This is a genomic window from Mesorhizobium sp. WSM4983 (assembly GCF_029625765.1).
Taxonomy (GTDB): Bacteria; Pseudomonadota; Alphaproteobacteria; order Rhizobiales; family Rhizobiaceae; genus Mesorhizobium.
The window spans coordinates 1-11436 of the sequence record NZ_JARTVM010000023.1; the positions used below are offsets into that span (position 1 = coordinate 1).

General features: G+C 60.7%; 8 protein-coding genes and 6 pseudogenes. 7 read left to right on the top strand and 7 right to left on the bottom strand.

Annotated elements, in window-relative coordinates; translation table 11 throughout:
* Window positions 1-475: 475 nt before the first annotated feature.
* Window positions 476-1534 (bottom strand): class I SAM-dependent methyltransferase, encoded by a 1059-nt coding sequence (locus tag P9254_RS28640; RefSeq protein ID WP_024504268.1) that lies wholly within the window; start codon window positions 1532-1534, stop codon window positions 476-478.
* Between the two features lie 57 nt (window positions 1535-1591).
* Window positions 1592-1813 (bottom strand): annotated as a pseudogene (locus P9254_RS28645) (insulinase family protein); the annotation flags it as partial.
* 1057 nt (window positions 1814-2870) lie between these two features.
* Between P9254_RS28645 and P9254_RS28650 the strand changes: the two are divergent.
* The 3 genes and pseudogenes from P9254_RS28650 to P9254_RS28660 form a co-directional block, all read left to right on the top strand.
* Entirely contained in the window at window positions 2871-3317 is a 447-nt protein-coding gene (locus P9254_RS28650) for an extracellular solute-binding protein (protein WP_236383562.1), read from the top strand.
* A gap of 283 nt (window positions 3318-3600) precedes the next feature.
* Window positions 3601-3821 (top strand): annotated as a pseudogene (locus P9254_RS29190) (helix-turn-helix domain-containing protein); the annotation flags it as partial.
* 1143 nt (window positions 3822-4964) lie between these two features.
* Window positions 4965-5159 (top strand): annotated as a pseudogene (locus P9254_RS28660) (DUF459 domain-containing protein); the annotation flags it as partial.
* Window positions 5160-5228: 69 nt separating this feature from the next.
* Here the strand turns inward: P9254_RS28660 and P9254_RS28665 are convergent.
* From P9254_RS28665 to P9254_RS28680, 4 genes and pseudogenes are all read right to left on the bottom strand, one after another.
* On the bottom strand, window positions 5229-6683 hold the full coding sequence (locus P9254_RS28665; protein WP_063169408.1) for a glutamate synthase subunit beta: 1455 nt from the start codon (window positions 6681-6683) through the stop codon (window positions 5229-5231).
* Window positions 6684-6724: 41 nt separating this feature from the next.
* Window positions 6725-6876, bottom strand: a pseudogene (locus P9254_RS28670) (TlpA family protein disulfide reductase); the annotation flags it as partial.
* Between the two features lie 290 nt (window positions 6877-7166).
* Window positions 7167-7436: pseudogene (locus P9254_RS28675) on the bottom strand (pyridoxal-phosphate dependent enzyme); the annotation flags it as partial.
* 8 nt (window positions 7437-7444) lie between these two features.
* A pseudogene (locus P9254_RS28680) lies at window positions 7445-7649 on the bottom strand (isopenicillin N synthase family oxygenase); the annotation flags it as partial.
* Window positions 7650-8474: 825 nt separating this feature from the next.
* Here P9254_RS28680 and P9254_RS28685 point away from each other — a divergent pair.
* From P9254_RS28685 to P9254_RS29035, 3 genes are read left to right on the top strand one after another with little or no spacing between them, the layout of a single operon-like run.
* Entirely contained in the window at window positions 8475-8699 is a 225-nt protein-coding gene (locus P9254_RS28685; RefSeq protein WP_372958899.1) for a DUF411 domain-containing protein, read from the top strand.
* Window positions 8700-8751: 52 nt separating this feature from the next.
* Window positions 8752-8973, top strand: coding sequence for a hypothetical protein (locus P9254_RS28690; protein WP_245462946.1), 222 nt, complete (start codon window positions 8752-8754; stop codon window positions 8971-8973).
* 41 nt (window positions 8974-9014) lie between these two features.
* Window positions 9015-9506 (top strand): c-type cytochrome, encoded by a 492-nt coding sequence (locus P9254_RS29035; protein WP_244514239.1) that lies wholly within the window; start codon window positions 9015-9017, stop codon window positions 9504-9506.
* 238 nt (window positions 9507-9744) lie between these two features.
* On the opposite strand, the gene P9254_RS28705 is transcribed toward P9254_RS29035, so the two are convergent.
* A complete protein-coding gene (locus P9254_RS28705; protein ID WP_063169404.1) occupies window positions 9745-10161 on the bottom strand; it encodes a hypothetical protein in 417 nt (138 codons plus the stop codon).
* A gap of 697 nt (window positions 10162-10858) precedes the next feature.
* Here P9254_RS28705 and P9254_RS28710 point away from each other — a divergent pair.
* A complete protein-coding gene (locus tag P9254_RS28710) occupies window positions 10859-11134 on the top strand; it encodes a hypothetical protein (protein ID WP_063169403.1) in 276 nt (91 codons plus the stop codon).
* The last annotated feature ends 302 nt before the right edge of the window (window positions 11135-11436 follow it).

The following is an 11436-nucleotide window of genomic DNA, read 5'->3' on the forward strand; positions in this document are numbered from 1 at the left end:
TTGTCGCTCTTGATTGCCCTGCTTCAAATCCGGCCGAAGCCGGTCGCCGCTTAGGGCTCGGATTGTTCACGGTCGACTAGTGAGCACTCTCCAATATGTTAGGCTCTGTCGCAGTAGCGCAACAAGCTCAGTCTTTGGATGGGTGGTATGAGGATGAGACGACTGAATGTGTACAGGCTCAGTCTTTTTATCGAGGCTCTCGTTTTTGTCGTAAGCGCGTTCGGTGCGACGTGGCTTACCAGCTTTGTGAACGCGCCATGGTGGACATATGTGATTATAGCGGCCATCGCTATGGGCATGTTCGTCGCCGTGCGTGGGGTCCTTTCTGAGCCGCAACGTATGGGACTCTTGGCACACAACTCGGCAGCGACCTCTGCGTGAACCCAGACGCCTTGAAAATGTGCCCGATGCGTCCGGATTTTTGGCGGTGATCTTCATCAAATGCGATGAGCTGCAATTTCTGGCGACGGCCACGCTAAGGGCGGGCCTCCAGCACCATGTTGAACGGTGTCTCCGCGGCGCGACGCAATCGCTTGAAGCCGCCGCCGGTCACAACCTTGCGCAGCCTCGCCTCACCGGCCTGGGCTCCAAGCGCGAGCCCGACTTCCTGCGACACGGATGCGGGCGTGCACACGAAAGTGGAAGCGGCATAGTAAACGCGGCCGACGGGATTGAGGTTCGCCGCCAGATGATCATGCGCGAACGGCTCGACGATCATCCACGTGCCGTCCGGCTTGAGCGATCCGTGGACATGGGTGGCGGCGCCCGTCGGGTCGCCCATGTCGTGAAGGCAATCGAAGAATGTGACGAGGTCATAGGTTCCGGGATAGCTCTTGGCGGCCGCCACGTCGAACCGCGTGTTAACGCCGACGCCGGCTACCTCGGCCGCCTTGCGGGCGCGCTCAATCGAAGGGGCATGATAGTCGAAGCCGACGAAGCGCGAATTGGGGAAGGCCTGTGCCATGAGCACGGTCGATGCACCATGACCGCATCCAACATCCGCGACGTCCACGCCGCGTTCGAGCTTCTCGACGACGCCCTCCAAGGCCGGCAGCCAGGAGTCGATCAGATTGGCATTGTAGCCTGGACGGAAGAACCGTTCCGTACCGCGAAACAGACACGCGCTATGATCGTGCCACCCGACGCCCTTGCCGGACTGGAATGCCTGCCTCACCTTTTCTTCATCGAGCCACAGCGCGGACAGGAACTCGAATGCGCCTGCCATGAAGGCCGGGCTGTCTTCATCAGCGAACACCAGCTCTTGCTCGGCGTTGAGATAGAATTTGTCGCTCGCTTCATCGTAGTCGACGTAACCCGCCGCCGCCTGCCCGGAAAGCCATTCCCTTACGAGGCGTTCCTGGGTGCCGGTGCGTGTCGAAAGTTCGGCGGCCGTCATCTTGCCGCCTTCGCGCAATGCCTTGAACAGGCCGAGTCTGTCCCCCAGCAGGACTCCCGCGCCCGTTGCGATCGCACCGAGATCGCCGACCATTTTCCCCAAGAATGCGTCCAACTTTTCCTGATTCGCTTCAGACATCTGAATCTCCCTTTGGGTTCAATCTCTCCAGGCGACGGAGCCGTGCTCGTCATGAGGCGCCTTGAGCATCAGATGCTCGAAGACATGCAGATATCCCCGGCGGCTCATTCCGCGCTGCCGATCCTGCACCAGACCATATGGGTGACGACCGGCGCGGTGGTCGGGAATGACAGCCACCTCCATGCCGTTGAAAAGCAGGAAATCCGTCACTTTGCCCTCGTCGGTAACCGGCGGAGCCGGAGTGGTCGTCACCAGGGCAAGCCCTGTTGCAGCAGGTATCCTTGGGCAGCCTGTCAGAACATCGATGACTCCGGTTGTGGTGCCGGGGTGGGCGATCAGGGGCCAAGTGATTGTTCCGCGGCGGCTGTATGTTGTGGTAAGGTGATCATGCGAACTCTTGTTGGTCGGTCACGTGTTTTGCGGATGACCCGCATGTACTGTGCCAAATGAGAAAACCATTCAAACGCAATCCAGTAGATCTGACTGTATCCGACATTGTCGGAATTTGGACATCGCCGAACGCGAAGCGCTCGGGGCTTGTGACGATACTTGAGCGTGCTGCTTCGGAGGAGGGATGAGCCTCGAACCGGCCGCGAGGCCTTTTTCTGGCAACGGATATTCCGGCCGGGTTAGGCCGCGAGGAAAGCGACGGTGAATAAGAGGTAGAGGACCAACCGTTTTGAGCGGGTAGTTGCCGTGTTGCGCCCCCAGGCAAAGGCCAGCACCACGGAGCAGTATTTCTGGTGGCGATACTACAACGCCTTTTAGTGCCGGTTACCCGTTTTTACCCAGTTGGCCTGGTGCATTCAGAGCGAGCTCGTTGGAAACCGCTTATTGTGGCTATGAGCGAACTCGGGATGGAGGAGTGGACCCAAAAATTGGCAAAATGCCCCAGGGAGGATTACATGGGTCGCTCATTCCCCGTACTCGTTACAGGTGCGCGTCGCTTCGCAAACAGCTTGCTTTTGACTTGGCGTTTTTTGCCGTCTCGGCATCGCTCACTAATTCGGCCGCTGCCGACACCGTGAACTGGCGTCAATTCGAAGGGACCAGCATAACTTGGGCCTACGACATCCACCCCTATGCGGATGCTCTCGCTGCGCAATTTCCGGAGTTCGAGAAGCTGACCCGGCATCAAGGTCACGCCGGAACTCTACCCAGACGATTCTTACTGGAACAAGATGACGATCCAACTGACGACGAAGTCGCCAGCATGGGATGTGTTCGGCACTGGCATTCAGCCCGCGTAGGACCTCGCTCCGAGTGGCGCCCTGGAGCCGCTGGACAAATACCTGAGCGATTGGAAGCTTACCGATGCTGGATACGACTACATTACGTGGACATGATCAAGAAGTGCGCGGCTCCTTCCTTCGCGTCCGGCCGCAGCGCGATGACGATCGACTCAAATATGTTCGGCTTCTGGAACGATGTTGCGGGGAAGCCGGCATCCGGCAAGATCGCCTTCGCTCCGCCGCTGCACGCACCGAGCGCCACGAGCTTGGAGTCTGACATCTGGATCTGGGCTCTCGCCATGAACGCGGCTTCCGAAAAGAAGGGCACGGCCTGGCTGTTCATCCCGTGGGCCACCTCCAAGCAGGTGGCGCTCAAGGGTGCCCTTGCTGGCCAGCTCGTCAATCCGCCGCGCACGTCGACCTGGCAGACGACACCTGGACTAAGTACGCTTCGCAGCCCGAGTTCAACAACTTCGTTGACAGCTTCAAAAAGATACAGGACCAAGCCGCGCTGGCTTTCACACCGCGTGTCGGCTTCGGCGAAGCCATGAACGCATGGGCCGTGGCGATGCAGAAGATGGTAAACGGCGATGACGTCGAGACGACGTTGAGGGCGCTTGCCGAAGAAATCCGCACTGGCCTCTGATCAAAAGGAACAGGGCAGTACTATTGCACTGCCCTGTTCCCGCCAACGGCGGAGATCACGCCGTGTCACCCCAAGCACTTAAACCCAGCGTGCCGATGGCAGCCGAAGGACCTGGCGCGCGCGCCTCGTCCGGTTCGGCTTCGCTGGAGGGGCGTTCCATCGACTGTTTCAGCCTTGCAATCATCCAGGCGCTGGCCAAAAGCCAGATGGAGCGCCGGCTCAGGAACCGGCGCAAAAACTCGAGCCTGCCGGCGCTGATCGAGCTGGTGCTGGCGCGGCCGCTGGTGTCGGCAGGTCTGGTCGCGGCCGAGCTGAAAATTAGCCAGCGCGCTGCGCTCGGGCTGGTGCCGAACTCGGCATCCGTGAGGTGACCGGCAGGGGGCGCTACCGGGCGTGGGACCCCGTTTAGCTGCGGCGGGCTTTGGCGAAAGCGACAGCACTGATGATTTTTGCTGTACGCTCATTCTCCCTCATCTGCGCGTTGACAGAAAACCAGCAGGCGAGGGTCACAGCACGCTGTGCTCCCCGCGATTTCCGGAAAACCAATGAAAAACGACTTTGATCGATCGCGCGGGACGTATCATTCAACCATGTCGAGAACGGGCGTGACGGCACGTACACTATGGACCGAGAGAACTTTGTCTGGCGACTTTGCGCACGCTTGCAAAACTCTTCGGAAAACTTCCTTCTGTTGATCCAATGATCGTAATGAGCTGGAGTGGCATCGCCGCTCTCCTCGGTTCTTGCTCTCTCAGTTGAACTTGATGCTAGCCTGCACGAAAACGCCGTAGCGCTTTGCCTTCCAATCGTCGGCCTGCGGGGAACCACGACCGCCCATTGCCTCTTCGAAATGAGCGGTGCCGTTATTCGCCACGGCCGCAACACCGCCTCGAGCTGGACGCCATGCCCATCGCCGTCTTCGGGAATTAGCTTGATCTTGGGCGCATGTGGTGCTGCTCTTTGCCGTCGAGCCGCGTGAAGAGGAACGCCACGTCACCAGAAAGGCTGAGTCGCTCGGTGAGTTGCGTCTGCCCGGCCAAGCCGAGTCGCAGCGAATGCCAATCGTTGTCCTGGCTGAGAGGTTGACGTAGGTGGGACGGTTGGCACACAGGTTCCCCAGTTGGTCGCCTGCTGCGTGCAACCGAAAGCATCGTAGCTCTCGTGCCAGAAATTGTTGCCAACAAAAGCACCGATGCGGTAGCGCGGTGAGTTCAAGAAATTATATCCAAGATCGGCGGTGAAATAGCTGACGCCGCCCCCGCGCTGATCACTGAATGTGTTTGAGTAGCCCCCCATTTCCGTAAGAAGTCCTCGTCATGAGAAAATCCTCCCTGATGCCGCCCGCACCGAGGAGGCCTTTACGAAAATGCCAGTCGGATTGTGGACTCGAATGCGCGTCTAGATCGTCATAGGTGAGCCGCGAGACCAGTGACGTACCTTTATGATTGTAAAGTTCCTTCGATGCGTTGCCGGTACTGGCCAGTAACGTAGTCCACCCTCGAAGGAAAAGACTGAGGCCGCCGACCCGGCTACCGACGCCGACTCGCAATCACCGGCACTCGACGGCGGTTCGGAACTTCTCGGTGCCGCAGCGCCGGCCAAGCCGGACGGGCCCGGTGAAAAATTCGTCGTCGAGGGCAAGGCGCCCGCTGCTGCGCCCGGCCGCGCCGACGATTTTTCTTGGCCGCCAAGGCGGCAGCCTGCGGCCGGGGCCACAACCGAAACGACCACGGCGATCAGTCCGTAAGCTGCCCGGGGCAGCGGAAGGGCGGAAAGCGCCTTCAGGTGGCCGCACAAGTAGGGTCTCGAGACGGACTCAGCGCGGCAGCACGCTCGATCCCATCAGCGCCTCATCGATGGCGCGCGCCGCCTGGCGGCCCTCGCGGATCGCCCAGACGACCAGCGACTGGCCGCGCCGCACGTCGCCCGCCGCATAGAGCTTTTCGACGCTGGTCCTGTAGTCCCGGTCATTGGCCTCGACATTCTTCGAGCGGCGGCTGTCAATGGCGATCTTCATCTGGCCGGCCAGTTCCGACACCGGCCCGCGAGCGGCTGGCCCGGCAAAGCCGATGGCGATGAACGCGAGATCGGCGCGGATGACGAATTCGGTGCCGGCGATCGGCTTGCGCTTTTCGTCGACTTCGCAGCATTTGACCCCGGTCAGCTGGCCGTTTTCGCCGATGAATTCAAGCGTCGCCACCTGGAATTCGCGCTCGGCGCCTTCGGCCTGCGAGGATGACGTGCGCATCTTGGTCGCCCAGTATGGCCAGACCGACAGCTTGTCTTCCTTTTCCGGCGGCTGCGGCCGGATGTCGAGCTGGGTGACGCGCACCGCGCCCTGGCGGAAGGCGGTGCCGACGCAGTCGGAGGCAGTGTCGCCGCCGCCGACGACGACGACATGCTGGCCGCCGGCGAGGATCGGATGCGACGGCCACGCCACCGACTGGATCGGTTCGCCGCCGACACGCCTGTTCTGCTGCACCAGATAGGGCATCGCGTCATGCACGCCGCCGAGATCGTCGCCGGGAATGCCGGCCGCGCGCGGCGTTTCGGAACCGCCGCAATAAAGCACGGCGTCATGTTCGGCGAGCAGCTCGGCAACCGGCTTGTCGACGCCGACATTGACGCCGCAATGGAAGGTGACGCCCTCGCCCTGCATCTGCTCGATGCGCCGGTCGATATAGTGCTTCTCGATCTTGAAGTCGGGAATGCCGTAACGCATCAACCCGCCGGGCCGGCTCTCGCGCTCATAGACATGGACGTCGTGGCCGGCGCGGCCGAGCTGCTGGGCAGCCGACATGCCGGCCGGGCCGGAGCCGATGACGGCGACGCGCTTGCCGGTCTTCTTCTCCGGCGGATAGGGCCTGATATGGCCGGTCTCGTAAGCCTTGTCGGCGATCGCCTGCTCGACCGTCTTGATGGCGACGGGGATGTCCTCGAGGTTCAGCGTGCAGGCTTCCTCGCAAGGTGCGGGGCAGATGCGGCCGGTGAACTCCGGGAAATTGTTGGTCGAATGCAGGTTGCGGATCGCATTGTCCCAGTCGCCATTGTAGACGAGGTCGTTCCAGTCCGGGATCTGGTTGTGGATCGGGCAGCCCGTCGGCCCATGGCAGAACGGAATGCCGCAATCCATGCAGCGCGCGGCCTGTTTCTCGACCTCTTTGTCGGACATCGGCAGCGTGAATTCGCGGAAATGCCGGATGCGGTCGGAGGCCGGCTGGTACTTGTGCACCTGCCGGTCGATTTCGAGAAAGCCTGTTACCTTGCCCATAGTCCAGTTCCTGCTGTCCAGATGGTGCGCCTGGCGACGCCCTGCAGCTGGATCAGATGGGGCATCCCGTCCACACATGGGCCGCACCAAGTTGCCCAAAATTCGACTATGTACACTTGCCGGGCTCAAAGCTCGTGAGGGGCTCGCCATGCAGCCAGTTCTCGACTCTAATCGAAGGAGCCGGGGACTCCATCTGCAATACCACGTTGCGGTCCAAAGCTATTTCCAAAGGTTTCTGCACGAGCTGGTTTCCTCTCAGAGACGGCACACGGGTTCAGGGAGGAGCGCATCGCTCGTCTTGCCCCATTGAGTGCAGTCACAGTCACTCAGTCTCAAAAGCCATGCCAACGCGCTCAGCGCGCAGTTAGCGCCCATTGCTTCGAAAAACCTCGTCAGTGCCCAGATGTTGGTTGTAATGAACCTGACATTTGTCTGACGCTGTCAGCTTTTGGACACGCGATCACGCGCTTCGTGCCGCCAGATGGCCAGGCCGAGCCCTGTGTTGCCAGCGGTCGCTTCGATGATTGTACCGCCCCGCGCGTGCCACGCTGTTCGGCATTAACGATCATCGACAACGCAATGCGATCCTTGATCGATCCGCCGGGATTCTGGCTTTCGATCTTGACGAAGCGACGACACCTGCCGGTATCGAATCTCTTCAGTTCGACGACCGGCGTCTCCCCAATCAGATCGAGCACTGACAAATGGCGGACGCAGGCGAGAGGACGCCTTTGTCGACGGTCGGCGGAACATCTCGAGGCTCATGCGGCTGCGGTCTCCAGAATGTCGGCATAGTGCCGTTGCGCAATATCGGGATGCGAGCGCAGTCGGCTCTTCAGCAGTTGCGGAACAGGGGATTGTCGGGGTCGCTGGCGGGGCACCCGCTTCGGCAGCCAGTTCAGGCGGCAGGTCAAGAAACCGTATGTCGGCATCAAGCCGCGCGCCGAAGAAGAAGGGAATAGAAACAGTGCCCTTCGAAAGACCCAGGGCGACGGAAATCATTGCATCGGGCGAGTTCATGCGCCTGAAGCAGCGCTGGCTGCAACTGCTTCATAGCGACAGGCGGGCGGAGACTCTAGCGGGGCTTTCGCCGCTTGGTTGATTGAGGCTCTCGACGAAGCCACTAAGATTCGGCGGCCGATAATAGCTTGCTGCTCATTGGGACGCCGACCAACGCCGGGATTGAGAAAGGCAACCCTGCCCCACAAGGCGGGTGTCACACGTGCGGTGCGTCCGCTCGTCGCGCCGGATGGTCTTTGAGACCTGGGTTCACGGCTATTCAGATGCACCCCTGTCGGCTTTTCGGTGCAGGCCGCCAGGCGGCGTGTTGCAGCAGCGGTAATTAGTTTGAGAGCGTGCGAGCACGGGCTGCATAGTGAGATCATTTGCCGGCGTGGGGACCAAGGTGTGGCGCAGCCTTAGAGAACTCAACACCGAGACCGGAGCAACGGAGACGGCTCTTTCGTCGAGACAGTTTAATTGGAAGGCCGAGAAGCACCGGCTGGGTAGCGTCACGCCGCATCATTCTTTGCGGAGCTGGAGCGCGCGGGATCGCTGGAGCGGCTGGTGAAAGCGGTTGCCGGGGCGCACGCCAACAACAACACGTGAGCTGGCGCCTCGTGTGGCAAAAGGAGGGGGCGAGAGCCCATGGCCTGCAATGAAGCGATCAAGCATTGCGATCGTGGAACCAAGCTGCCTAGTCGACCATCCGGACCGCGGCCTTCAAGCCAGCTCGCCTTGGAATCGGCCTTCCAGGAATCACCGTCAAGGCCGACTCACGACCTTTTCGCCATGAGCCGCGAAGAGGGCATTCCGCCGGAAGCCGATGGCTGCCTTCTCTCGTTCATCGACGGCTATGTGGTGAGCGGCCATGTGCCGGTCGGCACGGTCAACAAGCTCTTGACCGAGCGGCCCGACATCAAAGGGCATGACGCTGCCCGGCATGCCGATGGGCTCCCCCGGCATGAGTGGCACGAAGGAAGCGCCCTTCGAGATTCTCGAAATCCGAAAGTCTGACGCGACCGGCGGCATCTACGCCACGGAATAGGAGGCTTCGATGATGGAATGCATGAGCGGCATGATGATGTTCGGCACGGGCCTGGTGTGGCTGCTTGTCGTCGTCGTGCTCGTCCTCGGGACGGCCGCGCTGATCAAATACCTGTTCTCCAGCGGCGGCAAAGGAGAAGGGCGTCGGTCCTCTTATCGATGCGTGGCCGCGGCAGGCCTCGGATTGGTCTGGACATTGCCTTGGCTCGCCAACCGGATGGCCGCGCCCCGGCCGCGGCGATAGCGCTAGGCAAGACGGTTTTAGCCAGGCGAAGGTCAGCGCGATTGGAAAGCCCGCTGCCTTCGGGACGCATGCCGGCGCCGGGACCGGCCGCGGTCGTCGGCGGCGGCTACCAGAGCGACATGCCGGGCTTCGGGAATGTCCTCACCGACGAGGAGATCCGGGCCGTTCTGGCCTTCATCAAAAGCACATGGCCCGAGCGGGAACGCGCCTATCAGGCAGATGAGCCGCCGGGAGCGGGAGCAGACACAGTGAGACCAATCCTAGCCGCGGAGCCCTCGAACGCCCCCAACCGGAATGCATTGTCCATGAAAGCGAAACCGTCGCTTGCGATTCAATTTCTGGCGCTGATCCTCGGGACCTCCGCGCTGGCCCACCATCCGGGCGCCGATCTCGACAAGATGAGGGACAGCGCGGAGAGGTTCTTCCAGGCGATCGACGAGCAGGCCGCGCCGCCTTTCGAACTGGCCGACGCGGACGGAAGGGCCGTCCGCCTTCCGATCTCTCCGACAAGATCGTGGTGCTCTACTTCATGACGAGGTAACCTTGGAAGAAGAAGGCGACGGCCACTGGCGGCAGGATGGCAAGCACGCTGGCCGCAAAAAGCGGCCCATACTCATAGAAGCGGGCCGGTTCTGTCGCAAATCGTGCTTTTGGCCACAACTGGACGCTTTCGCGCGCTTATGGACCAGCTCACATGACAGGGCTCGACGTGCCCCGGGGTGGCGCCCTACTTCCACGCTCGCACTGTCACACTCCCGCCGAAAGGCGGGTTTAGTGAGTTATGGCAGTGACTGTGCCACCAGTCCAAACGTCGAGTTTCGCGGCAACTTCGACGCTTTCCTTAGCTGACTTGCCCAAAACCAGCGCGGCCAAAGCATACTGCTTGCCGCTCCCGATGGCATAATATTCACCTTTCACGGGATCACTTGGCAGCCAATTGCCGTCCAACAATACGGCTTCCCCATTTTTGCGCACTATCAGCGCCTCAAATTCAAAATTGTCGTCGTTGCGCGGCACAGGAATATCAGAAACATCCATGCCCTTCTCAACCCAGTCTCGAACGGCCTTTGGAATACCCAAGGACGAAGAGGAAACGCCGATGAGTGTGCCGTCGCATAAGCGAAACACCTTCGTTTTCTCACCGACGGATACTGAGTCAAAACCCAAGGCTCGGCCGTCGCCAGCCATGGTTCCGTTCCTGTAAGCTATTGTTGTCATTGGCACCCTTCTATCGCTGCATCAAACTTCAGGACCTTGCGCATGTCCCCTGTGTCAAGGTCACTGACCGACGGCCTATTTGCCTGATACACGATACAGGCTGCGCTCCTTGAGTTCGCGCACGGGTGGCCGTCATCTTGCCGCCTTCGCGCAATGCCTTGAACAGGCCGAGTCTGTCCCCCAGCGGGAATGACAACCACCTCCATGTCGTTGAAACGCAGGAAATCCGTCACTTTGCCTCGTCGGTAACGGGCGGAGCCGGAGCGGTCGTCACCGGGCAAGCGCGGTCGCAGTAGGTATCCTGGGCAGCCCGTCAGACATGGATGGCTTCGGTTGTGTCATGCGACTTCTTGTTGGTCGGTCACGTGTTTCCGGATAACCAGCATGCGCTGTGCCAAATGAGAAAACCATTTAAAGTCAATCCAGCAGATCTGACTGTATTCCGACATTGTCGGAAATTGGACATCGCCGAACGCGGGCGCTCGGGGCTTGTGATGATACTTGGGCGTGCTGCTTCGGAGGAGGGATGCGCCTCGTACCGGCCGCGAAGCCTTCCTGCATTTAAGGCGCCAGATCAATTGAACGCGATGCCGGGCAGCGTCGCAGCGGCTAAGCCAGCCACTCGCATTGCTCCCTGACAGGATGGTGCCGATCCTGCTGAGATCGCATGCTGGCGCGACGTTGCTTTGCGGCCACCGTCGCGCCTGCCCGTGAACTGTTCGCGCCTGTGCTCATGCTCGCCTTGACACCCTCGATGGGTCCATCCGGGATGGTCAACCATCCGGAACATAGCGGGCAGGCGGGCATCTTCACCAGCAGTCTCTGTGTCGCTCTCGTGGCGGCAAACAAGATCGAGGCTGGCGGGGTGATGATCAACGGTCCTCGAACCATCGATTTTGATCGCGGTGGCCGTTCAGTGCGTTCAAGCACGAGGCGCCGTTAGACGGCACCGCAGCATCATAGCGAAGTGCCATGCAGGACGACTCCCTGCAGCATCGTCTCGCGCAGCCAAACACTTGCCGGATCACTGTTGTGAACGGCCGGGCGTTTGACGGCCTGTGACGCGAAAAGGCAACGGAAGATCTAGCATTTATGGGGGAAATGTTTTTTCGGAGTGCTTGACCCGCAGGAAGGGCAGGGCATGACTGCCTATCGCCCGACCCGGCAAGGCCGCACTCATGACCGGCTGGGCTCGGTTAATCCTGCATGCCGCGCCCATGAGGTTACTTGTCCGGAGTGCGTCGA